The sequence below is a fragment of the Clostridium sp. CAG:265 genome (genome assembly GCF_000436575.1).
GTDB lineage: Bacteria > Bacillota > Clostridia > Clostridiales > Clostridiaceae > Clostridium > Clostridium lentum.
The window spans coordinates 91,411-116,587 of record NZ_FR886619.1; the positions used below are offsets into that span (position 1 = coordinate 91,411).

Sequence of the window (25,177 nt, forward strand, 5' to 3'; positions counted from 1 at the left end):
TTGTTATTATAGATGAGTGTGATTTTATCACTAATGATAAGATTGTTAAAATATTCTTGAAAAGGAGATAATTATGGGAAAAGAAAATAAACAAATGAGTAAATTAACATTAGTTGCGCTTATTTTAATGATTTTCACATCAGTTTTTGGATTTAACAATATTCCAAGAGCGTTTTACTTAATGGGATACTCTGCTATTCTATGGTATTTATTTGGTGCAATTGCATTTTTCATTCCATATGCATTCATGATGGCTGAATATGGTGCAGCATTTAAAGAAGAAAAAGGTATATATGCTTGGATGGAGAGAGCAGTGGGAGCAAAATTTGCTTTCGTTGGAACGTTCATGTGGTTTGCTTCATACATAGTATGGATGGTAAGTGTATCTTCATCAATTTGGGTTCCACTTTCTAATTTAATTTTTGGATCAGATGTTACATCAACGTGGTCATTATTTGGCTTAAATGCACCTAAGACATTAGCTATTCTAGGTGTAGTGTTAATAGTAGTAATTACATATTTATCAACAAAAGGTTTGAAAAGCATTTCAAAAATTGCTTCTGTTGGAGGATTTTTCGTTACAAGTGCAAACATAGTTCTTTTAGTAGGTGCATTAATAGTATTTGGAGGAAATGGATTTAAAGCTGCTGAACCAATAAGCTTTTCAGCCTTCTTTAATTCCCCAAATCCATCATATACATCTATATTAGCAATATTCTCATTCTTAGTATATGCAATATTTGCATATGGTGGGTTAGAAGCTGTTGGTGGATTAGTTGATCAAACTGAGAATTCAGAAAAGACATTCCCGACAGGAATTAAGATTTCAGCTATAGTAATAGCTATAGGATATTCATTAGGAATACTTATGATAGGTCTATTTACAAATTGGCAAGAAATATTAAGTTCACCAGAAGTAAGTAGAGCTAACGTTTCATATGTAGTAATCAAGAATCTTGGAGTTCAACTTGGAAATGTATTTGGACTTTCACCTAAAGGTGCTGCAATAATGGGTACTTGGTTTGCAAGATATATAGGTCTTGCCATGTTCCTTGCTTTAATAGGTGCATTCTTTACATTAATATATTCGCCATTAAAGCAATTAATAGAAGGAACACCAAAGGAAATATGGCCTGAAAGCTGGACTAAAGTTAATAAAAACAATATGCCAGTTAAGGCTTTATGGATACAATGTTTAATAGTAGTTGCTATAATAGTAGTAGCATCATTTGGTGGTGATACTGCAGCGGCATTCCTTGATTTATTAATTTTAATGAGTAACGTTGCAATGACAATACCAACTATTTTCTTAGCTATAGCATTTATAGCATTTAAGAAAAATGATAATATAGATAAGCCTTTTATAATATTTAAGAGTAAAAGTTTTGCAACTATCTGTGCAGTGATAGTAATCATAACTGTTGGTTTCGCTAATGTATTTACAATAATTCAACCAGCCATAGAAGCAAGTAAATATGTTGATACAATAGCACAAATAGCTGGACCAGTTATATTTAGCGTTGTTGCCTTAAGTTTATTTAATGTTTATGAAAATAAAATGAAGAAAAACAAGTTATAGATTAAAATACAATAAGATAGTATAAATTGCGATGATTTATACTATCTTATTATTTAATATAAAAAATAAAATACAATGTAAAATAAGCATTAATGGTAATCCATACTTAAATTTAAAATGATTAGTTTTGTGTCTAAAAAATATCATTGCTAAATATGAACCTAAAGATCCACCAATAAATGATACAGATAGTAGAGTTTTTTCTGTAATACGCCATTTCCTTCTAATAGCCTTTATTTTATCAATAAACATTAAGGCAAATGAAAGGATATTTATAAATAATATATATAATAAAAGAATTTTCATAAATAAAATCATCTCCATCAATTTATTTAATTTTAGATTAAGGAAAATTAATAATCAATTAAAAAAAAGTACATACTAAAAATAAATTAAACTAAGTAAGCTATAATGAATTTTTATGAAAGAAAGTGAAATGAAGTGAAAGAAAATGAAAGAAATGTATTGACAGTGAAAGTAAAGTATCATATTATTTAATTAAATAAAACCTTAACAGAAGTTTTTTTGGAAGCTATGTAAAGGATTAAACAAATGTTGGTAATAGGAGTGAATAAAATGATTAATACCATTACATTAAACCCTTCATTAGATTATATAGTAAAAGTTGACGATTTTAAGGTAGGGCATGTAAATAGAACTTCTAAGGAGGATATTTATCCAGGTGGAAAAGGTATAAATGTATCAATTGTATTAAAGAACCTGGGAGTTAAAAACAGAGCGTTAGGATTTACTGCTGGATTTACTGGAGAAGAAATTGAAAAGCTTGTAGCAAATCATGGAGTGGATAATGAATTCATAAGATTAGAAAAGGGAATGTCAAGAATAAATGTTAAATTAAAGAGCAAAGAAGAAAGTGAAATTAATGGTATGGGGCCAGATATTTCTAAAAATGATATAGAAAAGCTATACGAAAAGCTTGAAGCTCTTAAAGCGGGAGACTTTGTTGTTCTTGCTGGAAGTATACCAAATACTCTTCCTGATGATATATATGAAACTATCATGAAGGACTTTAAAGATAAAGAAATAAATTTTGTGGTAGATGCAACAAAAGATTTACTACTTAATGTATTAAAATATAAGCCGTTTTTAATTAAGCCTAATCATCATGAACTTGGAGAAATGTTCAATGTAAAGCTAAATAGTAAAGATGAAATAATAACATATGCTAAAAAGTTACAAGAAATTGGTGCAAGAAATGTAATTATATCTATGGCTGGTGATGGAGCAATATTAATTGAAGAAAATGGTGAAATAACTATCAGTGATACACCGAAAGGAACGCTAGTTAATTCAGTTGGAGCTGGTGACTCAATGGTTGGTGGATTTTTAGCTGGTATAGCTGAAAATAAAAATATTAAGGAAGCTTTCAAAATAGGAGTAGCTACAGGTAGTGCTTCGGCATTTTCTGAAGGTTTAGCAACAAGAGATAAAGTTGAAGAATTGTTAAAACAATTATAGAAGGAGATATGAAAATGAGAATCGTTGATTTATTGCATGAGCAAGGAATAGATTTAAACTTTGCTCCTAAAAATAAAGCAGAAGCTATTGATATGCTCGTGGAATTAATGGATAAGACAGGAAACTTAAATGATAAAGATGGATATAAAGAGGCTATATTAGCTAGAGAAGATTTAAGTACTACAGGAATTGGTGATGGTATTGCTATACCTCATGGTAAGACTAAAGCTGTAAAGAATGCTTCACTGGCAGCAGCAGTGAGCAAAGAAGGTGTTGATTATGATGCACTTGATGGAATGCCTTCACATTTATTTTTTATGATAGCAGCACCAGAAGGTGAAAATGAAGTTCACTTAGAGGTATTAGCAAGGCTTTCAACTATATTAATGGATGAAGAGTTTAGAAAGTCATTAATTAATGCAAAGGATAAAAAAGAGTTTTTAAATCTTATTGATAAAAAAGAAAAAGAAAAATTCCCAGATGAGAAAGAGGGAGAAGCAGAAGTTAATGCTGATGTAAGAACAGGTTATAGAGTATTAGCTGTAACAGCATGTCCAACTGGTATTGCTCATACATATATGGCAGCAGAAAGCTTAAATGGTAAAGCTGAAGAAATGGGTATATCTATAAAAGTTGAAACTAATGGTTCTGGTGGAGCTAAAAATGTTTTAACAAAAGAAGATATTGAAAATTGTGAAGCTATCATTGTGGCAGCAGATAAAAAAGTTGATATGGCTAGATTTGATGGTAAAAAAGTAATTCAAACTAAAGTTGCTGATGGAATTCATAAAGCAGAGGAGCTAATAAGTAGGGCTGCTAAAGGAGATGCGCCTATTTATCATCATGCTGGTGGTGGCGATGAAGATGAAGCTTCAGCGGAAAAAGAAAGCTTTGGACGTCAAATTTATAAACATTTAATGAATGGTGTTTCACATATGCTTCCATTTGTTATTGGAGGAGGTATCTTAATAGCTTTAGCATTCTTATTTGATGATTATAATATCAATCCAGCTAATTTTGGAAAAAATACACCTTTAGCAGCAGTTCTTAAAACAATAGGAGAGACAGCATTTAACTTTATGCTACCTGTTCTAGCAGGGTATATAGCAATGAGTATTGCAGATAGACCAGGGCTAGCAGCTGGTTTTGTTGGTGGAGCATTAGCAAATTCAGGTATTACTATAGCAAGTGCATTTGATGCTAATATATCTGTTGTTAGTGGTGGGTTTTTAGGTGCTTTATTTGCAGGGTTCTTAGCAGGATATCTTGTACTTGGAATTAAGAAAGTATTAAGTTTCTTACCACAATCTTTAGAAGGATTAAAACCTACACTATTATATCCTTTATTAGGAATTGGTTTAGTTGGTGCAATTTTATTATTTGTAAATCCATTCTTTGGAACAATTAATACTGGCATAACAAATGTATTAAACTCAATGGGTGGAACAAGCAGAGTTATGTTAGGTATGGTTGTAGCTGGTATGATGGCTGTAGATATGGGTGGACCATTCAATAAAGCAGCATATGTTTTTGGTACAGCGTCACTAGCATCAGGAAACTTTGAAGTTATGGCAGCAGTTATGGCAGGAGGAATGGTTCCACCATTAGCAATTGCAGTAGCATCATTAGTTTTCAAAAATAAATTTACTAAAAAAGATAGAGAGGCAGCGGTAACTAATTTTGTAATGGGATTATCATTTATTACAGAAGGTGCAATACCGTTTGCAGCAGCAGATCCATTAAGAGTTATACCTTCAGCAGTAATTGGTTCAGCAACAGCGGGAGCATTATCTATGTTCTTTAATTGTACACTTAGAGCTCCTCATGGTGGTATATTTGTATTACCTGTAATAGGAGAACCATTTATGTATTTATTATCAGTGGTAATAGGAACAATAGTAGGTGCTATACTTCTTGGAATATTAAGAAAAACAGTTGAAGAAAAAGTAAAATAATATATAAAAAAGACAGAAAATATAAAAAGGATTTTCTGTCTTTTTTATATATTTTAATATTTATTAAAAATAATAAGAATAAAACTTAGCAAATCTTCTAATAATATATTTAGATTTTATTTTAGGAGGAATATTATGGATTTAAAGGATAGCAATACAAAGATAAATTTAATGAGGGCTTTTGCAGGTGAAAGTCAAGCAAGAAATAGATATACTATTGCTGGAGAAGCTGCAAAAAGGCAAGGAATGTATATAATAAAGGATTTATTCACTTATACTGCTAATCAAGAGAAAGCTCATGCAGAAGTGTTTTATAGGGCACTTAAGAGCTGTAACAGCGATAATATTAATATAGATGGTGGATATCCGGTTTCATATTATGATGATGTAGCAAAGCTTTTAAGAGCTGCAGAACATGGAGAATTTCAAGAATATGATGATGTCTATCCCAACTTTGCAAAAGTGGCAAAAGAAGAAGGTTTTATAGCAATAAGCAACATTTTTAACAATATTGCAGAAATTGAAAAGAAGCATGGCGAAAGATTTGGTAAATATGCTGATATGATTGAAAAAGATACTTTATATAATAGAGAAGAAGAAACAATTTGGATGTGTACAAACTGCGGATATATATATGAGGGGAAGTCAGCACCTAATACGTGTCCTGTATGTACTTATCCTAAAGGTTATTTTATTGAATTTGAAGAAAGTCCATTTGAATAATAATCAGTAAATAATGATTAAAATGATAGATTAATCTATGTAAAAATAAAAATAGCTAGATTATCTAGCTATTTTTCAGTACCATCAATTAATCTTTTGATATTAGCTCTATGTCTCCAAAATACTAAAAGACATGCAAATAATGTTGCATACACTAAATACTTATCATAACCAAAAAGTAAGGTTGTAAAAAATAATGTAACACCAGCAATTAGTGAACGGATAGATACTACTTTTGTAAATAACTTTAGTCCAAAGAATACTATTGCTGTTACAATAAAGGCCTTTGGTACTATAAACATAAAAGCAGCAGCAGAAGTTGCAACTCCTTTTCCACCTTTGAATTTTAAAAATAAAGTATAGTTATGTCCCAGTATTGCTGAGATAGCTACTAAAGCTAAAGCAATACTTTTATTGCTTTTTAAAAGTCCTAAATATAAGAATAAATATGTTACTAATACAGGTATTATTGCTTTAAGCATATCACATATAGCTGTGATTTTAGATAGTTTTTTACCTGCTATTCTTCCAACATTAGTAGCGCCTATGTTTCCGCTACCAAATTTCCTAATATCCTTGTTAAATTTCTTTTTAACTATTATATATCCTGTAGGTATAGAACCCATTAGATAAGAAAAAATAACCAATAAAGCTAACATAAATATCTCCTTTTTATATATTACATACATTATAATATTTTACATTTGAAAATTATGCAAGAGATATTTATTGTAAAGTGATATATGTATTACTTATGTATTGTTAAAATAAATATTAAATTTATGTTAAGAAATATACTACAAGCGAAATATGTCATATAAAATGCGAAAATAAGTTGACATTTGGTAGAAAAATATCGTATTCTGAATAGGATACGAAAGATTATTGGTGGTTAATAAAAAATTCGTACAAGTAACTTAAAAAGTAAATAAAGCATGAGGTGAATTATCAATGGGAATAAGACTAGAAAATCTAGTTGTAAAATTTGGTGACTTTACGGCTATTAATGACGTTACATTACAAATTCCAAAGGGAAAGTTAGTGTCGTTACTAGGTCCATCAGGTTCAGGAAAATCAACAACACTTTTTACTATTTCAGGAATTCATAAAGTACATAGTGGAAAGATATTCTTTGGAGATAAGGATGTTACAGGATTAGAACCAGAACAATTGGGAATAGGATTAGTTTTTCAAAACTATGCACTTTATCCACACATGACTGTTAGAGAAAACATCATGTTCCCTTTAAAGAATCTTAAGTGGGATAAGAAAGAAGCATCTGAAAGAGTTGAAGAAGTTGCAAGAATAGTTAAAATTGCAGACCAGTTAGATAAAAAGCCAGCACAACTTTCAGGTGGACAGCAACAAAGAGTTGCTATTGCAAGAGCTTTAGCTAAAAAGCCAGACATATTATTATTGGACGAGCCTTTATCAAACTTAGATACAAAATTAAGAGTTGAAACAAGACAAGAAATAAGAAGAATCCAAAAAGAAACAGGAGTTACAGCTATATTTGTAACACATGATCAAGAAGAAGCAATGTGTATTTCAGATGAAATTGTCTTAATGAAAGATGGTGATATACAACAAATATCATCACCAAGTGATATCTACATGAATCCTTGTAATAAATTTGTTGCTTCATTCATAGGAAGTCCAGAAATGAACTTCATACCATTAAATGTTGAAAATGGAATTGCAAAGGTAGATTCTCTTGAAGTAAATAACTTACCGTTAGATAAAAAGAATGTTTTAATGGGAGTTAGAGCAGAAGATTTTGAAGTAGCAGAAAGTGGTTTAAAGACAATTGTAAAAACTGTTGAAATATTAGGAAGAGAAAGATTACTTACTCTTACTCATAATCAAACAGAATACAAGATGCTTGTAGAAAAAGAATTTGAAATTGAAGAAGGAAAAGAATTAATAGTTAGACCTAAGCTTGGTAAGAGTTATGTGTTTGATGCTGAAAGTGAGGCGTTTATAACAAAATGCTAAAGAAAAATCGCAAAGGATATATATATTTATTACCAGCGCTTGTATTATTAGGGATATTTGTATTTTATCCAATAATATATACTATAATCTTCAGTTTTGATGAAACAAAAGCAGCAGGATTCCAATTTGGATTTGGTACATATCAATACTTGTTTAATGATAAGAGATTTATTCAGTCGCTATTAAACACTGTAATTTATGCGGTAGTTGTTCCATTTTCATCAGTATTTATTTCTTTAATTCTTGCTAATGCGTTAGCAAATATAAAGAATAAAACTGTAAGGGGATTTTTCCAAAGTGTTTATTTCTTACCGTATGTAACTTCAGTAGTAGCTATTGGATTAGTATGGTCATGGTTATTTAATAGTGAATATGGAATAATTAACTACTTATTAGGATTATTAGGAGTTGATAAAATAAATTGGCTTAATGATCCAAAGTATGCAATGACAGCATTAATTATTTTTGCTGTATGGAAGAGTTTAGCATTCAATACATTAATATTAACTACTGGTATTGCGTCAATTAATCCACAATACTATCAAGCTGCTAAAATTGATCAAGCTAAGGGAAGTACAATTTTTAGAAAGATAACAATTCCTCTAGTATCGCCGATGATAGCATATACGTACATGATTAGTTTAATAGCTTCATTTAAGGTTTATACTGAAGTGTATGTTTTATTTGGAGGAAGAACGCTAGATGGAAAGGTATCTACAGTTGTAAGATATATAATCGATAGATTTTACGGAGATCAAGATTTCCCACTTGCATTTGCAGCGTCAGTTATATTATTACTGATTATATTAACAGTTACGATGGTACAAAAAGTAATAACACGTAATAAGATTCACTATTAAGGAGTGCAGAAATGAACCAAAAAAATAATTTCAGAGTAGCTATAAAATATTTTCTACTAGTTATTTTTGCTATAATAACTGTATTTCCGTTTTATTGGATGATTTCATCATCATTAAAGTCAGGATTTGAAGTTATTCAGACACCACCAACAATGCTACCGGAGAATGTAATGTGGTCTAATTATAGCACAGCATTTAGCATGGCTCCATTTGGAAGATATTTTATAAATACAATTATAGTAACAGTATTAAGTATAGTAAGTACAGTTGTAATTTCTATCTTATCAGCATTTGCATTCTCTCACTTAGAGTTTAAAGGTAGAGATTTAATATTTTCAATATTTATTGCATCAATGATGATTCCAGGAGAAGTTTTAATAGTTAATAACTTTAAAACTATATCTAACTTAGGAATGATTGATACATATACATCATTATTTATACCTTATGCGGCAAGTGTATTATATATATATATGTTAAGAGAGTTTTTCTTAACAGTACCAAAGCCACTTTATTATGCAGCTAAAATCGATGGAGCAGGAGACTGGAAATTCTTATGGAAAGTTTTAGTTCCAATAGCAAAACCATCAATAATAACTATATCAATTTTGGTTGGAATCAATTCTTGGAATGCTTTCCTATGGCCGTTATTAGTAACTAATAATGAAAATATGAGAGTACTTGCCACAGGTCTTACAGCTTTCCAATCAGATGCAGGTAATCAATATGAGTTATTAATGGCAGCATCATCTATAATAACAGTTCCAATTGTAGGTGTTTATGTATTCTTACATAAGAAAATTATGAATGGTATTTCATTAGGTGGAACAAAGGGTTAAGATATTTAGAGTGAGGTTCATAGCCTATCTCTTTATATAAATATATATAAATATTATTACAGAGGTGACTTTAATGAAAAAAAGACTTTTAGCAACTTTACTTTCTAGTACACTAGTGATGACATCATTAGCTGGATGTTCTAGTAAATCAGAAAATGGTGATATGGTTACAGAATTAACTAAACCAATTACAATTGAAATGTGGCATTATATGAATGGGGGACAAGCTGAGGTATTAAATGAAATAATTGAAGATTTTAATGCAACAAATGATAAAGGAATTACAGTAAACGCCATTAGCCAAGGATCTATTGTAGACCTTAACAAAAAAGTAATTTCAGCAGCACAATCAAATAGTTTACCAGCTATTATAAATGTTTATCCAGACGTAGCTACTGGATTGATAGAAGACAAGAAGTTAGTTAATTTATCTTCATTTATCAATGATAAAAATGTTGGTATGGCTGATGAAATGGATGATTTTGTAGATGCATTCATTCAAGAAACATCTCAATGGAATAACGGAGAAGTTTATGGACTTCCAATGACTAAATCAACAGAAGTATTATATGTTAATAAAAACATGTTAGAAAGTTTAGGGTATACTTTAGAAGATCTAGAAGACTTAACTTTTGAAAAGTTAGCAGAAATATCTAATAAAGCTGTTACAGAATTAGGTGTAGCAGGATTTGGTTTTGACTCTTCTTCAAATGCTTTTATTTCATCATTAAAAATGGATGGACTTGATTTTGTTGACTCAAAAGGTACTATTAATGTTGATAATGAATGGGTTAGAGAATATATGACATTCTTCCAAAAACAAGCAGAAAGTGGAGCTTTCAGAATTGCTGGGGAAGATAAATTCCTTTCAAATCCTTTTGTTAATCAAAAAATGTTATGTTACCAAGGTTCTTCAGCAGGATATGCATACTTAAACAATGATGGAGCTTTTGAAATTGCGGTTGTAGAAGTACCTGTATTTGAAGGAAAAGATAAAGCAGTTATGCAACAAGGAGCTTCATTATTTGTAACTAACAATGTAAGTGCAGAAGCTCAATATGCTGCTTACGAGTTTGTAAAGTTTGCAACAAATGCAGAAAATACTGCTAAATTTGCAACTGCTACAGGATATCTTCCAGTAAGAAAATCAGCAGTTGAAACAGAAATAGTTAAAAATATTTTAAATGATGAAACTTCATTATACAGCCAAGTATACAATGTAGCTCAAAAATCACTTCCATATGCATACTATACACCAGCTATAAACAATGCTCAATCAGCAAGAACAGTAGCTCAAGAAAAGTATGAAGCGTTTATGTCAGGAAGTATTAAAGATGTTGAAGTTTTAGTTGATGATATAGTATCACAAGTTCAAACATCAATAGGACGTAACTAATAATATTTATATAAAATATTACCTACCTAGTTTGCTAGGTAGGTTTTTTCTTGAATTTAAATAGAAATTTGATATAATAATATGTTAAGTATTATAATAATGCTTAACATAAAATAATAATGGAGAGTATAGCTTATGAAAAAAATATTAATCAAGAATATTTTAGAAAAAATAGAAGAATTTGATAAAATAGCGATATTTAGACATGTATTTCCTGATCCAGATTCATATGGTTCACAAAATGGATTAAAAAGTATAATAGAAAGTACATATCCAGATAAGAAGGTATATTTGTTAGGAGAACATTTAGAAAAATTAGGATATATTGGAACTATGGATGAAAGTGTTGTATGTGATAAAGATACTTTGGCTATTATTGTGGATGTGTCTAATAAAGAAAGAGTAGATAATCAAAGCTTTATGGATTGTGGTTATATAATAAAAATTGATCATCATAAACCTTTTGATGCTCCTTTTGAAGATTTAACATGGGTAGATACTGAATATTCATCATGCAGTGAAATGATATTAGATTTTTACTTAGCAAATAGTGATAGATTAAAGATTGAATATAATGGTAGAAAAGCATTATATACAGGTATTATTGGCGATACAGGAAGATTTGCCTATGTAGATAATCCAACAGAGCTGTTTAAAAAACTGCCAACAATAACTTTTGATTTACAAACAAAAGATATTTACGCTAATCTCTATAGAAGAAAAGAAGAAGAACTAAAATTCTTAGGTTTTATCTATAGCAATTATGAAAAAACAGAAAATGGAGTAGCTTATTTAAAAATTACTTATGATAACGTGGTCAAATATGGATTAACTCCTATAAAAGCAGTAAGAATGGTTAATGCACTTCAAGATACAGCAGGGATAATAAATTGGCATTTCTTTGCTGAAAAAGAAGATGGAAGCATCTTTTGTGAATTTAGATCTAATGGACCTAGAGTAAATGATATTGCTTTTAAATATGGCGGTGGTGGACATATGTTAGCTGCTGGTGCTTCAGTTGCATCTTGGGATGTTATAAACAATATAATAAAAGATATGGATGATAACTGTAGGGAATTTAATAAATAATTTAAAGTTAAGAAGTTTTATGTATAAAAAAGCATAAAACTTCTTTTTTTTAAAATAATTTTGGTATATTATGTAATTAATACTAAAAATAAACTTTAGTATTAAAGTTAGTAAAAATATATGAATATAGGGGAGGAAAGAAATATTATGAGAAGATTTACATTACCAAGAGATATTTATCATGGAAAAGGTTCATTAGAAGTTTTAAAGACTCTTAAGGCTAAAAAGGCTATAGTTGTAGTTGGTGGAGGCTCAATGAAGAGGTTTGGCTTCTTAGATAAGGTAGAAAGCTATTTAAAAGAAGCTGGAATGGAAGTTGTTTTATTTGAAGGTGTTGAACCAGATCCTTCAGTGGAAACAGTTATGAAGGGTGCAGAAATGATGAGAGATTTTGAACCGGATTTAATTGTTGCTATGGGAGGGGGATCTCCAATAGATGCAGCCAAAGCAATGTGGATTTTTTATGAATATCCTGAATTTACATTTGAAGAAGCAGTGGTACCTTTTGGACTTCCTGAACTTAGACAAAAGGCTAAATTTGTGGCAATACCATCAACTTCAGGTACAGCTACAGAAGTAACAGCGTTTTCTGTAATCACTGATTATAAGGCTAAAATAAAATATCCTATAGCTGATTTTAATATAACTCCAGATATTGCAATTATTGATCCAGATTTAGCACAGACAATGCCACCTAAATTAGTGGCGCATACAGGAATGGATGCACTTACTCATGCAATAGAAGCTTATACTGCATCTTTAAGATCTAATTTTACTGATCCTTTAGCTCTAAAAGCTATATCAATGATTGATGAAAATTTAATAAAGTCTTATAAAGGAAATGAAGAATGTAGAGCATTAATGCATGAAGCACAATGTCTTGCAGGAATGGCATTCAGTAATGCATTACTTGGAATAGTTCATTCAATGGCACATAAAGTTGGTGCAGTATTCCACATACCTCACGGATGTGCTAATGCTATTTTCTTACCGTATGTAATCCAATATAATAGAAAAACTTGTGAAGATAGATATGCAGATATTGCAGAAGTATTAGGAGTAAAAGGAAAAGATAATAAAGAATCTACAGATTTATTGATAAATAAGATAAGGGAATTTAATAAAAAGTTAAGTATACCTGCATCTATGGAAGAATATGGAATTACTGAAGATGAGTTTACTTCAAATGTTAAGTTTATAGCTCATAATGCTGTTCTTGATGCATGTACATCATCAAATCCTAGAACAATTGATGATAAGACAATGGAAAAACTGTTAGTCTGCACATACTATGGAAATGATGTTGAACTATAATTTTATTTAAAAATTGTTAAGGAAGTGAAGTAATGTATAAAATAACAGACAAAAGATATCTTACCTCCAATATATACTTAATGGATATAGAAGCACCTAGGGTTGCAAAATCAGCAAAACCAGGTCAATTTATAATCATAAGAAATGATAAAAAAGGAGAAAGAATTCCATTAACCATTGCAGATTATGATAGGGATAAAGGTACTATAACTATTGTGTTTCAAACTGTAGGTGCTGCCACAAGGGAATTGGCACAATATGAAATAGGAGATTATGTAGAGGATTTTGCAGGGCCTTTAGGGCAACCAAGTGAGCTAATATATGAAGCTGTTGATAATCTTAAAGGAAAGAATATTTTATTTGTTGCTGGAGGTGTAGGAGCAGCTCCGGTATATCCGCAAGTTAAGTGGCTTTATGAGCAAGGAATAAAAGCAGATGTGATTATTGGAGCAAGAACAAAAGATCTTATTATTTTAGAAGACGAAATGAAAAAGGTTGCAGGAAATCTTTATGTATCCACTGATGATGGTAGTTATGGATTTAATGGAAGAGTTACAGATATGCTAAATCATTTAGTGAATAATGAAAATAAAAAATATGATCATGCCATAGTAATTGGGCCAATGATTATGATGAAGTTTATGGCCAAGCTTACTAAGGAGTTAAATATTAAGACTACAGTAAGCTTAAACCCAATAATGGTGGATGGGACAGGTATGTGTGGAGCTTGCAGAGTAACTGTTGGAGGCAAAGTAAAATTTGCTTGTGTTGATGGACCAGAATTTGATGGGCATTTAGTGGATTTTGATGAATCTATGAGAAGACAAACTTTATATAAGACAGAAGAAGGAAGAGCGCTTTTAAGAATGGAAGAAGGAATTATTCATAAGCATGGCGGCTGTGGTTGTGGAGGTGGAAATTAATGGCGATGTCAGATAGAATGAAAAGAGTGGCAGTTAATGAACAAGAACCGGGAAAAAGAGCTAAAAATTTTATGGAAGTATGCTTGGGATATGATAATGAGAGAGCTGTTAAAGAAGCATTGAGATGCCTTCATTGTAAAAATCCTCAATGTATAGAAGGATGTCCTGTATCAATAAATATACCGGAATTTATAAATTATATTAAGGATAATGATATTGAAGGAGCAGCTAAAGAAATTGCTAAATATAGTTCTCTTCCTGCTGTCTGTGGAAGAGTATGTCCTCAAGAAAGTCAATGTGAAGGAAAATGTGTATTAGGAATTAAAGGGGAACCATTGGCCATAGGAAAGCTAGAAAAGTATGCAGCAGATTGGGCTAGGGAAAATTATGTTGATGTATCTTTTAAAGAAGAGTCAAATAATATAAAGGTAGCTATAATTGGATCTGGGCCTGCAGGGCTTACTTGTGCTGGTGATTTAGCTAAAAAAGGGTATGATGTTACCATATTTGAAGCGCTTCACGAACCAGGTGGAGTGCTTGTATATGGAATTCCAGAATTTAGACTTCCTAAGGAAGAAGTTGTTAAGGCTGAAATTGATAATATCAGAAAATTAGGTGTTAATATAGAAACAAATGTTATTGTAGGTAGGACAATAACTATTGATGAAATAATGAATGAAGAGGGATTTAAGGCTGTATTTATCGGTTCAGGTGCAGGACTGCCAAAATTTATGGGTATACCTGGAGAAAGTGCCAATGGAGTATTTTCTGCCAATGAATTTTTAACGAGAGTAAATTTAATGAAAGCTTTTAGAGAGGATTATGATACTCCTGTGAAAATTGGTAAAAGGGTTGCAATAGTAGGTGGTGGAAATGTTGCCATGGATGCAGCAAGGACAGCGTTAAGATTAGGAGCTGAATCACATATAGTCTATAGAAGAAGTGAGTCAGAACTTCCAGCAAGAAAAGAAGAAGTACATCATGCAAAGGAAGAAGGAGTAATTTTTCATATACTTACTAACCCGGTAGAAATATTAAGTGATGAAAACGGATGGGTAAAGGGAATAAAATGTGTAAAGATGGTTCTAGGAGAAGCAGATGATTCAGGAAGAAGAAGACCTATGCCCATTGAAGGTTCAGAGTTTGTTATTGAAGTAGATACAGTGATAATGTCTCTTGGAACATCACCAAACCCACTTATTGCTTCTACGACTGATGGATTAGAAATTAATAAGTGGAAATGTCTTGTTGCTGACGAAGAAACAGGTCTCACTACTAAAGAAGGAGTTTATGCAGGTGGAGATGCTGTTACAGGTGCAGCTACAGTTATACTGGCTATGGGTGCAGGTAAAAAGGCAGCAAAAGCCATAGACAAATACCTACAAGAAAAAATAACTAAATAATTGACAAGCTACCGTTAAATCAATAGAATTATAATATAGCCCCAAAGGTTCTTTGGGGTTTTTATCATACATATGAGATTAAAGAAGGTGAGAAAATGAAGAATTTGAAAAGAACAATTCTTATTTTTTATTTTCAATTGAAGAAAAACGAGTGAAAATTTTATATCTTACCAAAATAGTATCTATGTATGCTAAAGGCTATTATAATGTAAAAATTAAGCTTATTACTGATGAAGAAGCTTTTAAAATACTAAAAGTGGAAAGTTTTAACAGTTTGATGAGAAGGAAACAGTTAGATATATGAATGAATATAAATATTTAAATTTAAAGAATAAAAATATTCTAGAGTTTAAAATAGATGATAACTATATAGAAAAAGAAATATATTTAAATGAAGAAAATATATCAGGAAAGAATTTAAGAGAAATACCAGTATTTAATGAAATAGCTGCAGGAAATCCTATTGAAATAAATGATGAAAAGCAGGAAAACTTCTATTTACCTAAAGAATGGGTAGATAGAAATAATGATAATTTCATACTACAAATAAAAGGGGGTTAAAAATGATAACTGAGCATATGAGAGCTTTAATAAAAAACGGAGCTACAATAAGAGCTATGTTTGAAGAAGGAAAGGAACTATCTAGAAAGTATGGCAAGGAAAATGTTTATGATTTTAGTCTTGGAAATCCTAATGTAGAGACACCAGAAGAAATAAAGAATATTATAGGTGAAATTATCTCTGATGAAAATTCATTAAGTCTTCATGGATATATGAGTAATTCAGGATATGAGGATGTAAGAAAAACAATTGCAAATGATATAAATAGAAAATATCATTTGTCTCTTGATGAAAGCAGTATAGTAATGACTTGTGGTGCTGCAGGAGGGCTTAATATAATATTAAAGAGCATTTTAGAAGATGATGATGAAGTTATATTATTTGCACCTTTTTTTGGTGAATATAGTAATTACATCAAAAACTTTAATGGTAAGGAAGTTGTTGTTGATACAGATGAAAGGACGTTTTTTCCTAATATTGAAAGCTTAAAAAGAAGTATCACTAAAAGAACAAAGGCTGTAATTATAAATTCACCAAATAATCCTACAGGAGTAATTTATAGTGGTAAGGTGATACAAGACATATGTTCTGTACTAAAAGAAAAGGAGCTAGAATACCATAAGGAGATTTATCTAATTGCTGATGAACCTTATAGAGAACTTGTCTATGATGATATAGATGTGCCTTATATATTAAATTATTATGATAATTCATTTGTATGTTATTCTTATAGTAAGTCTCTCTCATTACCAGGAGAAAGAATAGGGTATGTAGTAATAAATGACAAGATGATGAATTTTAAAGAAGTGACGGTGGCTTTAAGTATTGCTAATAGAATTTTAGGATTTGTTAATGCACCATCATTATTTCAAAAGGTAGTTAAAAGATCTTTAAATTTAGAAGTTGATATAAATATTTATAAAAAGAATAGAGATTTAATTTATAGTCATTTAACAAGTCTAGGAATAGAGTGTGAAAAGCCTAAAGGGGCATTTTATTTATTTCCTAAATGTCCAATAGAAAATGATAAGAAGTTTTGTGAAGAAGCAAAGAGATTTAATATATTATTAGTGCCAGGATCAGTATTTAAAAAAGAAGGATATTTTAGATTAGCTTATTGTGTATCTTATGAAACAATAGTAAATTCATTGCCAGCCTTTAGTAAACTTATTGAGCAATATAGATAATTAATATTCTTTAGAATAGTGATCTAATATAATGTATGGGTACATTTTGCCGCTAGCTAAATTATATGTTATATTTTTCATATAATAATTTTGGCAGGTGAGGAAAATGATAAAAGATATAAAAAAAGTTGTTGCAATACACGATATCTCAGGTCTTGGTAGATGCTCTCTTACTGCGGTGATACCAATATTATCTGTATTAGGAGTGCAACCTTGTCCTTTTCCAACAGCAATACTATCATGTCAAACAGGTTATTCAAATTTTTCGTTTTTGGATCTTACGGAAGAAATGATTAACTATAAAAATAGCTGGGATGAAATGGGGTTTGCTTTTGATGGGGTATATAGTGGATTTTTAGGCTCTGAAAAGCAAATTGATATAGTGAAGGAACTTATAGTGAGTCAAAATATCTCCTTTGTATTAATAGATCCTGTAATGGGAGATAATGGGACTATTTATAAGACTTACACAGAAGCTATGTGCAGTAAAATGAAAGAACTTGTATCACTAGCAACTGTAACTACACCTAATATTACTGAAGCATGTATTCTTTTAGGTAAGCAATATAAAAATGGAGAATATTCTTTAGAGGAAATTGAAGAAATAGCTAAAGGAATAGGTGTTTTAGGCCCTAAAAAAGTTGTCATTACAGGTATTATAAAAGGAAGTGAAATAATAAATTTTGCTTATGATATGGATGAAGATAAGAAGTATATTATAGTTAATAATCATTCAGATAGATCATTTGGAGGAACTGGTGATATATTTGCCTCAATAATATGTGGTATGCTGATGAGAGGAAAAGGTTTTGAAGAGTCTGTTAAGAAAGCTTCGGAGTTTGTCTATAAAGCAATAAGCTATTCTGACACAAAGAAAATTGATGTGAAAAATGGTGTTGTATTTGAACCAATTTTAAAGGAGTTGTTTATATGATTAATGGGCATAGCAAAGTAAAAGCATTAGCAATATCAGCTCTTTTAGCAGCTATCATATGCATTACAACTACATCTTTTCATATTCCTGTAGGAGTCAATGGAGGATATGTACATGTGGGAGATGCATTTATATATATGGCAGCATCTATACTACCATTACCTTATGCCATGATGGCGTCAGCTATAGGAGCAGGACTTGCAGATTTGATTAGTGGAGCAGCTGTATGGGTAATACCAACAATTATTATTAAGCCGATATTAGTATTGTTTTTCACAAGGAAAAAAGAAAATATATTATGTAAGAGAAATATTTTAGCAGTTTTTTTAGCAGGTTTTACAGGTGTAATATTGTATTGCTTAGCTGAGTATATAATGTATGGTAATTTTCTAGCTGCTTTTTATATGAGTTTTATTACATTAGTCCAACCTGTGGGAAGTGGATTAGTGTTTGTTATGGCAGCTTTGGCACTAGATAAAGTGAAATTTAAAAGCAAGGTTTTTTTGAAAGAAGTATAAAGGGGGTGAAAAAATGATGAATATATTATATACAATAGGAGATAGCTTATATATAAATATAACTAACAAATGCCCGTGTAGTTGTAGTTTTTGTATTAGAAAAGAAATGGATGGACTTAAAGGCAGTGGAAGTCTTTGGCTTGATAGGGATCCTTCTGTTAGTGAAGTTGTAGATGAGCTTAAGAAACAGGAGCTTAATTCATATAAAGAAGTAGTTTTTTGTGGTTATGGAGAGCCATTAGTTAGGATACATGAAGTGGTGGAAGTAGCTAGGTACATTAAGTCAGTATCAAATGTGAAAGTAAGAATAAATACAACTGGTATTTCTGATTTAATCCATAAGGAGAACAATACAGCAAGATTGCTTGTTGGATGTATTGATGCAGTTTCAATAAGTCTAAATGCACCAACAGCAGATGAATATGTGAAAGTAACAAGACCAAAGTTTGGTACAGAAGCCTTTTATGCCATGATTAAATTTTCCAAGTATGTCAAAGAAAATATTGGTGATGTAGCTTTTTCAGTTGTTAATGTCATAAGTGATGAACAAATTGAAAGATGTAAGAGCTTAGCTGATGAAATGGGGATTCCTTTAAGAGTGAGAGAAAAAGAAGAATAATAGAATTAAAAAAGAGCTATGAATAAAAATACTTGCTTTTGGGTAAAGTTTTAATAGGGGGAAAGGTTGCAAATAATAACCCCTTGTAATTGTTAGTAAAGTGTGATAATATGTTAAAGGAAGTAATTTACTAATAGCTAAAAGATATAGAGTAGGGGTAAACACCTGCTCTTTCTATTTTAACGCAACTACTTTTCTAGTTGCGTTTTTATGTACCTATGTTTAAATTACGAAAAAACTGAATATTGAAAAGGAGGGTAAAAAATGAAAGTTAATGCCTTAGTGGAACAAATAGCTGAAATAGTTAAGCCAATAGCTGAAGAGCTTAGCTATGATATTTATCACATTGAATATGTGAAAGAAAGCGGAGAATATTATTTAAGAATATATATAGAAAAAGATGGAGGCGTTTCATTAAATGATTGTGAAGCACTTTCAAGAAGAGTAAGTGATGTATTAGATGAGAAGGATCCTATTACAGATGCATATTTCTTAGAAGTTTCATCTCCTGGATTAAACAGAACATTATTTACCAACGAACATTATACAAGATTTATAGGAAGTGAAGTCTTAGTAAAACTTGCTAAAGCTGTTGAAGGAACTAAGACAATAAAAGGAATACTTAAGGAAAATAATGAGAGTTCAATAACAGTTGAAGGAGCAGAAGAAATAAATATTCCAAAAGATAAAATTAAGTCCGTAAACTTAGAAGGGGAAATATAACAAGGAGGGGAAATATAAATGAATCAAGAATTTATAGGTGCTCTTAAAGAGATAGTTAAAGATAAAGGGATTAGTGAAGATTTATTATTTGAAACAATTGAAGATGCATTAGTAGCAGCATACAAGAAAAATTATGCTGGGCCAACTTCTTCAGCTCAAAATGTAAAGGTAACAATTGATAGGGAAACAGGAGAAATCCATGTATATTCTCAAAAAATAGTTGTAGAAGAAGTATTTGATGATGTAACTGAAATTGGACTTGAAGAAGCACAAGCTATAAGACCAATCTACGATTTAGATGATGTAGTTGATTTCGAAGTAACACCAAAGAATTTTGGAAGAGTTGCAGCTCAACTTGCTAAAGGTGTTGTAACACAAAGGATAAGAGAAGCAGAAAGAAGTATCATATACAACGAATACAAAGAATTAGAATATGACATCATCGTTGGAACAGTTTTAAGACAAGATAAAGGTATGGTATTTGTTAATATTGGTAAGTTGGAAACTGTAATCGGACCAAACGAACAAATTCCTGGAGAAGAATATAGATTTAACGAAAAGGTAAAATTATATGTAGTTGAAGTTAAAAATACTTCAAAGGGTGCACAAGTTGTTGTATCAAGAACTCATCCAGGATTAGTTAAGAGACTATTTGAACTAGAAGTTCCAGAAATATATGAAGGTGTTGTTGAAATAAAGAGCATTTCAAGAGAAGCTGGTTCAAGAAGTAAGATTGCAGTAGTGTCTCATGATGAAAATGTTGATCCAATGGGAGCTTGTGTTGGTCCTAAGGGTGTTCGTGTACAAAATATAGTAGATGAGTTAAAAGGTGAAAAAATTGACATAATCAAATGGAGTAAAGATCCAGCTGAATTTTTAGCAAGCGCATTAAGCCCAGCAAAAGTATTAAGCGTTACAGTGGATGAAGAAACTAAATCTGCTAAAGTTATCGTTGATGACAACCAACTTTCACTTGCTATAGGTAAAGAAGGACAAAATGTAAGATTAGCTGCAAAACTTACTAACTGGAAAATCGACATTAAGAGTAAATCACAAGCAGAGGCATTAGAAAACTAAAGGAGGATTTACTATGAAAGTAAAGAAGATACCTTTAAGAATGTGCACTGGATGCATGGAAATGAAGCCTAAGAAAGAGCTTATAAGAGTAGTTAAAACTCCAGAAGGAGAAGTAACAGTGGATCTTACAGGTAAGAAATCTGGAAGAGGGGCATATATTTGTAGAAATATAGAATGTCTTGAAAAAGCCTTTAAAGCTAAAAGGCTAAGTAGAAATCTCGATATAGCCATTGATGAAGAAATCTATAACAGATTAAGGAATGAGATATTAAATGGATAAATTTTTTAATTTTTTAGGATTAGCTAAAAGAGCTGGGAATATAGTTGAAGGCTATAGCAGATGCGATGAACAAAGAAATAAGAAAGATTTTTTCTTAATTATAATATCTGATGATGCTTCAAATAGCACCAAAAAGAAATTTAAAAACCATTGCATAGCAAAGAATATAAGATTAATAGAAGATTTTTCAAAAGAAGAATTAGGTTTTGCTATTGGAAGAGAAGAAGTTAAAATTTTAGCAATAACTGACAAGAATATGGCTGAAAAGTTAATGTTTTTATACAGAGAGAATTCAGGAACAAATTAACCGGGGGTGATTTTATTGTCAAAAATCAGAGTATATGAATTGGCAAAAGAGTTAAATGTAAGTTCAAAAGACTTAATAACTTTATTAATGGAAGAGTTTGGTGTAGAGGTAAAAAATCATATGAGTGTCATAGAAGATGAAGATGCTGCACTAATTCAAGAACTTATAGGTGAAAATGGAATACCACAAGAAAAGAAATCTATAGTGGATGAATATGAAGATCAATTAGCTGAAGAAGTTAATAAAGGTGTAAGAAAGAAAAAGAAAACTAAGAAAGAAATTGAGCGTGAAGAAATCGAAAGAAATGCAGAAGCAGCATGTGGAGTAGTTGAAATAGGTGATACTATTACAGTTAAAGAGTTATGCGAAAAGCTTGGAAAACCAACAGCAGATGTTATTAAGAACTTAATATTCTTAGGTGTAATGGCTGGAGTTAACCAAGAAATCGATTTTGCTACAGCAGAAAAGCTTTGTGAAAAATATGAAGTTATAGCTGAAAGAAAAGAAGAAGAAACAGAACTTGAAGCATTTGAAGAAGATACAGATGTAGTAGAAGAAAACTTAGAAAAGAGACCGCCTATAGTAACAATAATGGGTCACGTTGACCACGGTAAAACTTCATTATTAGATGCTATAAGAAAAGCTAAAGTTACTGATACAGAAGCAGGTGGAATCACTCAGCATATAGGTGCTTACACAGTTACTTTAAATGGTGAAAAGATAACATTCTTAGATACACCAGGACACGAAGCTTTCACTGCCATGAGAGCTAGAGGAGCACAAGTAACAGATATCGTTATTTTAGTTGTTGCTGCTGATGATGGTATAATGCCACAAACTAAAGAAGCTATAAGTCACTGTAAAGCAGCTAATGTTCCAATGATAGTTGCAATAAATAAGATTGATAGACCAGGAGCAAATGTTGATAGAGTTAAACAAGAATTAACTGAACATGGTTTAGTAGCAGAAGACTGGGGCGGAGATACAATTTGTGTACCAGTTTCAGCAAAAACTGGTGAAAACTTAGATTCATTACTTGAAATGATTCTTTTAACAGCAGAAATGCAAGAATTAACTGCAGATCCTAATAGAAAATCTAAGGGAACAGTTATTGAAGCTAAGTTAGATAAAGGTAGAGGTGCTGTTGCATCACTATTAATTCAAAATGGTACACTACATGTAGGAGACTCTATTTTAGTTGGATCTACATATGGAAGAATAAGAGCTATGTTTGATGATATGGGTAAAAAGATTAAATCAGCAGGTCCATCTATACCAGTAGAAGTTTTAGGTCTTTCAGAAGTTCCAGCAGCTGGGGACAGATTTGTAGTTGTTAAAGATGAAAAGACTGCAAGAAATATGGCTGAAATCAGAAAAGATAAAATCAAAACTGAAAGCCATCAAGCATCACATAGAGTATCACTTGAAGATTTATATAGCCAAATCCAAGAAGGGAAGGTTAAAGAATTAAGCATTATTGTTAAAGCTGATGTTCAAGGTTCAGTGGAAGCAATAAGACAATCTTTAGAGAAACTTTCAACAGATGATGTTAAGGTTAGGGTTATCCATGGTGCAGTAGGTGCTATAACAGAAACAGATATAACTTTAGCAGCAGCATCAAATGCATTAATGATTGGATTCAATGTTAGACCTGATTCAAATGCAGTATCTATGGCAGAAAAAGATGGAGTGGATATCAAAACATATAGAATCATCTATGATGCAATTGAAGATGTTAAGTCTGCTATGATTGGTATGCTTGATCCTGAGTACAAAGAAGTTATAAATGGTAAAGCGGAAGTAAGAATGACTTACAAAATATCTAACGTAGGTACTATTGCAGGATGTTACGTAACAGATGGTAAAATAGTAAGAAACTCTGAAGTAAGAGTAATAAGAGATGGAATAGTTATCTTTGAATCTGTCTTAGCTTCATTAAAGAGATTTAAAGATGATGCTAAAGAAGTTAATAAAGGATACGAATGTGGCTTAAGTGTTGAAAGATTCAATGATCTTAAAGAGGGAGATATAATCGAATCATTTACAATGGAAGCTGTAAAAAGAAAAGAGCTTTAAGAGGTGATTTAAATGGCTAACTATAGAGGCGGAAGAATAAACGAAGAAGTCAGAAGAGAAGTTAGTAATATAATCCAAAATGAAATCAAAGATCCAAGACTTACTGCAATGGTTTCTGTAACAGCAGTAAAAGTTACTAAGGATCTAAGATATGCAAAGGTATTTGTAAGTATATTTGGAAAAGATGAAGAAGAAAAGAATAATACTTTCACTGCATTAAAAAATGCAAGTGGATATATAAGAAAAGAAATTGGCATAAGAATTAATTTAAGACATAATCCTCAAATAATTTTTGAATTAGATGACTCAATAAGCTATGGAATGCATATTGAAGAACTTATTCATAAGGTTAATAAGGGTAAATAATTGTCAATTAAAACAATTAAAGATATTTTATTAAGTGCAAAGAAGATAGGCATTACCTACCATGTATCACCAGATGGTGATGCAGTAGGTAGTGTTCTTGCACTTTATAATGGATTAAAATACTTAAATAAAGATTGCTATGTACTTTCTAAGGAGTCACTATCAGAAAATTTAAGATTTCTTTTAGGTGCTGAAGATGTAACTGGTGAAGTGTATGAACCAATAGATGATACAGATGTAGTTATAGTCTTAGATTGTGGTAATTATGAAAGAATATGTGCCAATTTAGAAAATTATAATAAAGTATTATTAAATGTAGACCATCATTTATCAAATGATATGTATGGTAATGAAAATTACGTAGATATATATGCTGCAGCTACAGCAGAAATAGTTTATGAATTACTGTTGGAGCTAGGATTTGTTTTTAAAGAAGATGATGAAATAAGTAAAGAAATAGGAACATGTTTATATACATCGTTAGTAACAGATACAGGAGCTTTTAGACATTCTAATGTTACATATAGAACTTTAGAAATTGCTGCTAAACTGAAGAGAATTGGTGTAAATAATACATTTATTTATCAAAGTCTTTTTGATAATAAGGATTTTAATAGAGTGAGATTTGTAGGAAAAGTTCTTACAAATATGCAGCTTGTTTGTGATGATAAAGTTGCCTTAATAGAACTACCTAAAGATGCTGGAAAAGAGTTTGGTATAGAAGTAGGAGATACTTCAGATATTATATCTTATGGAGTGCAGATAAAAGGTGTAGAAGTAACTTTATTAGTAAAAGAAGCTGATGATAAGATTAAAGCTAGTCTTAGATCAAAAAATGATGTTGATGTAAGAAAGATTGCTGAATACTTCGGTGGAGGTGGACATACTAAGGCCGCAGGTTTAGCTATAAAATATTCAACGTTAGAAGAAGCTAGAGATAAAATATTAAGCAAAATAGAGGAAGAGTTATAAGA

The 25,177-nt window shown here is 31.0% G+C and carries 27 protein-coding genes; 25 read left to right on the forward strand and 2 right to left on the reverse strand.

All coding sequences use genetic code 11. The features are described from left to right. The first annotated feature begins 73 nt into the window (after window positions 1–73). Entirely contained in the window at window positions 74–1,579 is a 1,506-nt protein-coding gene (gene yjeM, locus Q5O29_RS07555; RefSeq protein ID WP_022212353.1) for a glutamate/gamma-aminobutyrate family transporter YjeM, read from the forward strand. Window positions 1,580–1,615: 36 nt separating this feature from the next. Here the strand turns inward: yjeM and Q5O29_RS07560 are convergent, their stop codons facing one another. Then, on the reverse strand, window positions 1,616–1,885 hold the full coding sequence (locus Q5O29_RS07560) for a DUF1294 domain-containing protein (RefSeq protein ID WP_022212354.1): 270 nt from the start codon (window positions 1,883–1,885) through the stop codon (window positions 1,616–1,618). A gap of 270 nt (window positions 1,886–2,155) precedes the next feature. Here Q5O29_RS07560 and pfkB point away from each other — a divergent pair, with 270 nt between their 5' ends. From pfkB to rbr, 3 genes are all read left to right on the forward strand, one after another. Beyond that, window positions 2,156–3,058, forward strand: a complete 903-nt coding sequence (gene pfkB / locus Q5O29_RS07565) for a 1-phosphofructokinase (protein ID WP_022212355.1) — start codon at window positions 2,156–2,158, stop codon at window positions 3,056–3,058. Window positions 3,059–3,072: 14 nt separating this feature from the next. Continuing rightward, complete coding sequence (locus Q5O29_RS07570) at window positions 3,073–5,013, forward strand: fructose-specific PTS transporter subunit EIIC (RefSeq protein WP_022212356.1); 1,941 nt, start codon at window positions 3,073–3,075, stop codon at window positions 5,011–5,013. A 135-nt stretch (window positions 5,014–5,148) separates the two neighbouring features. Beyond that, window positions 5,149–5,736 carry a rubrerythrin gene (gene rbr / locus Q5O29_RS07575; protein WP_022212357.1) on the forward strand — a complete coding sequence of 196 codons (588 nt, stop codon included), beginning with the start codon at window positions 5,149–5,151 and terminating at the stop codon, window positions 5,734–5,736. Between the two features lie 68 nt (window positions 5,737–5,804). Here rbr and plsY read toward each other — a convergent pair whose 3' ends face one another. Continuing rightward, on the reverse strand, window positions 5,805–6,395 hold the full coding sequence (gene plsY / locus Q5O29_RS07580; RefSeq protein WP_022212358.1) for a glycerol-3-phosphate 1-O-acyltransferase PlsY: 591 nt from the start codon (window positions 6,393–6,395) through the stop codon (window positions 5,805–5,807). Window positions 6,396–6,687: 292 nt separating this feature from the next. On the opposite strand from plsY, the gene Q5O29_RS07585 reads away from it, so the two are divergent. The 21 genes from Q5O29_RS07585 (at window position 6,688) to Q5O29_RS07685 (ending at window position 25,175) form a co-directional block, all read left to right on the forward strand. Continuing rightward, window positions 6,688–7,731 (forward strand): ABC transporter ATP-binding protein, encoded by a 1,044-nt coding sequence (locus Q5O29_RS07585; protein WP_022212359.1) that lies wholly within the window; start codon window positions 6,688–6,690, stop codon window positions 7,729–7,731. Next, complete coding sequence (locus tag Q5O29_RS07590) at window positions 7,725–8,591, forward strand: carbohydrate ABC transporter permease (RefSeq protein WP_022212360.1); 867 nt, start codon at window positions 7,725–7,727, stop codon at window positions 8,589–8,591. The genes Q5O29_RS07585 and Q5O29_RS07590 overlap by 7 nt, the downstream gene beginning before the upstream one ends. An 11-nt stretch (window positions 8,592–8,602) precedes the next feature. Continuing rightward, window positions 8,603–9,430: a carbohydrate ABC transporter permease gene (locus Q5O29_RS07595; protein WP_022212361.1), complete on the forward strand. Its 828-nt coding sequence runs from the start codon at window positions 8,603–8,605 to the stop codon at window positions 9,428–9,430. Between the two features lie 73 nt (window positions 9,431–9,503). Further along, window positions 9,504–10,826, forward strand: coding sequence for an extracellular solute-binding protein (locus Q5O29_RS07600; protein WP_022212362.1), 1,323 nt, complete (start codon window positions 9,504–9,506; stop codon window positions 10,824–10,826). Window positions 10,827–10,961: 135 nt separating this feature from the next. After that, window positions 10,962–11,915, forward strand: a complete 954-nt coding sequence (locus Q5O29_RS07605) for a bifunctional oligoribonuclease/PAP phosphatase NrnA (RefSeq protein ID WP_022212363.1) — start codon at window positions 10,962–10,964, stop codon at window positions 11,913–11,915. 147 nt (window positions 11,916–12,062) lie between these two features. Next, window positions 12,063–13,229, forward strand: coding sequence for an iron-containing alcohol dehydrogenase (locus Q5O29_RS07610; RefSeq protein WP_022212364.1), 1,167 nt, complete (start codon window positions 12,063–12,065; stop codon window positions 13,227–13,229). 32 nt (window positions 13,230–13,261) lie between these two features. Further along, entirely contained in the window at window positions 13,262–14,152 is an 891-nt protein-coding gene (locus Q5O29_RS07615) for a sulfide/dihydroorotate dehydrogenase-like FAD/NAD-binding protein (protein WP_022212365.1), read from the forward strand. Beyond that, on the forward strand, window positions 14,152–15,555 hold the full coding sequence (gltA, locus tag Q5O29_RS07620; protein WP_022212366.1) for an NADPH-dependent glutamate synthase: 1,404 nt from the start codon (window positions 14,152–14,154) through the stop codon (window positions 15,553–15,555). Before Q5O29_RS07615 ends, gltA begins: the two co-directional genes overlap by 1 nt. A gap of 151 nt (window positions 15,556–15,706) precedes the next feature. Beyond that, window positions 15,707–15,859 carry a hypothetical protein gene (locus Q5O29_RS07625; RefSeq protein WP_186835278.1) on the forward strand — a complete coding sequence of 51 codons (153 nt, stop codon included), beginning with the start codon at window positions 15,707–15,709 and terminating at the stop codon, window positions 15,857–15,859. Next, window positions 15,856–16,116 (forward strand): LexA family transcriptional regulator, encoded by a 261-nt coding sequence (locus tag Q5O29_RS07630; protein ID WP_022212367.1) that lies wholly within the window; start codon window positions 15,856–15,858, stop codon window positions 16,114–16,116. Before Q5O29_RS07625 ends, Q5O29_RS07630 begins: the two co-directional genes overlap by 4 nt. Window positions 16,117–16,118: 2 nt before the next feature. Beyond that, window positions 16,119–17,303: a pyridoxal phosphate-dependent aminotransferase gene (locus tag Q5O29_RS07635; RefSeq protein WP_022212368.1), complete on the forward strand. Its 1,185-nt coding sequence runs from the start codon at window positions 16,119–16,121 to the stop codon at window positions 17,301–17,303. A 106-nt stretch (window positions 17,304–17,409) separates the two neighbouring features. Beyond that, the gene (locus Q5O29_RS07640; RefSeq protein WP_022212369.1) at window positions 17,410–18,237 is read left to right on the forward strand and encodes a pyridoxamine kinase; all 828 of its coding nucleotides are present in this window, start codon (window positions 17,410–17,412) and stop codon (window positions 18,235–18,237) included. After that, the gene (locus Q5O29_RS07645) at window positions 18,234–18,755 is read left to right on the forward strand and encodes a TIGR04002 family protein (protein WP_022212370.1); all 522 of its coding nucleotides are present in this window, start codon (window positions 18,234–18,236) and stop codon (window positions 18,753–18,755) included. The genes Q5O29_RS07640 and Q5O29_RS07645 overlap by 4 nt, the downstream gene beginning before the upstream one ends. A 13-nt stretch (window positions 18,756–18,768) precedes the next feature. Beyond that, window positions 18,769–19,374, forward strand: coding sequence for a TIGR04100 family radical SAM protein (locus Q5O29_RS07650; RefSeq protein ID WP_022212371.1), 606 nt, complete (start codon window positions 18,769–18,771; stop codon window positions 19,372–19,374). A 264-nt stretch (window positions 19,375–19,638) separates the two neighbouring features. Continuing rightward, on the forward strand, window positions 19,639–20,097 hold the full coding sequence (gene rimP / locus Q5O29_RS07655; protein WP_022212372.1) for a ribosome maturation factor RimP: 459 nt from the start codon (window positions 19,639–19,641) through the stop codon (window positions 20,095–20,097). Between the two features lie 18 nt (window positions 20,098–20,115). Next, window positions 20,116–21,174: a transcription termination factor NusA gene (nusA, locus tag Q5O29_RS07660; protein WP_022212373.1), complete on the forward strand. Its 1,059-nt coding sequence runs from the start codon at window positions 20,116–20,118 to the stop codon at window positions 21,172–21,174. Window positions 21,175–21,187: 13 nt separating this feature from the next. Further along, on the forward strand, window positions 21,188–21,454 hold the full coding sequence (rnpM, locus tag Q5O29_RS07665; RefSeq protein ID WP_022168184.1) for an RNase P modulator RnpM: 267 nt from the start codon (window positions 21,188–21,190) through the stop codon (window positions 21,452–21,454). Beyond that, on the forward strand, window positions 21,447–21,761 hold the full coding sequence (locus Q5O29_RS07670) for a 50S ribosomal protein L7ae-like protein (RefSeq protein WP_022212374.1): 315 nt from the start codon (window positions 21,447–21,449) through the stop codon (window positions 21,759–21,761). Before rnpM ends, Q5O29_RS07670 begins: the two co-directional genes overlap by 8 nt. A gap of 15 nt (window positions 21,762–21,776) precedes the next feature. Further along, entirely contained in the window at window positions 21,777–23,837 is a 2,061-nt protein-coding gene (gene infB, locus Q5O29_RS07675) for a translation initiation factor IF-2 (protein WP_022212375.1), read from the forward strand. Between the two features lie 12 nt (window positions 23,838–23,849). After that, window positions 23,850–24,203 carry a 30S ribosome-binding factor RbfA gene (gene rbfA, locus Q5O29_RS07680; RefSeq protein WP_022212376.1) on the forward strand — a complete coding sequence of 118 codons (354 nt, stop codon included), beginning with the start codon at window positions 23,850–23,852 and terminating at the stop codon, window positions 24,201–24,203. After that, a complete protein-coding gene (locus tag Q5O29_RS07685; RefSeq protein WP_022212377.1) occupies window positions 24,204–25,175 on the forward strand; it encodes a bifunctional oligoribonuclease/PAP phosphatase NrnA in 972 nt (323 codons plus the stop codon). It abuts the gene before it with no gap. Window positions 25,176–25,177: the final 2 nt, after the last annotated feature.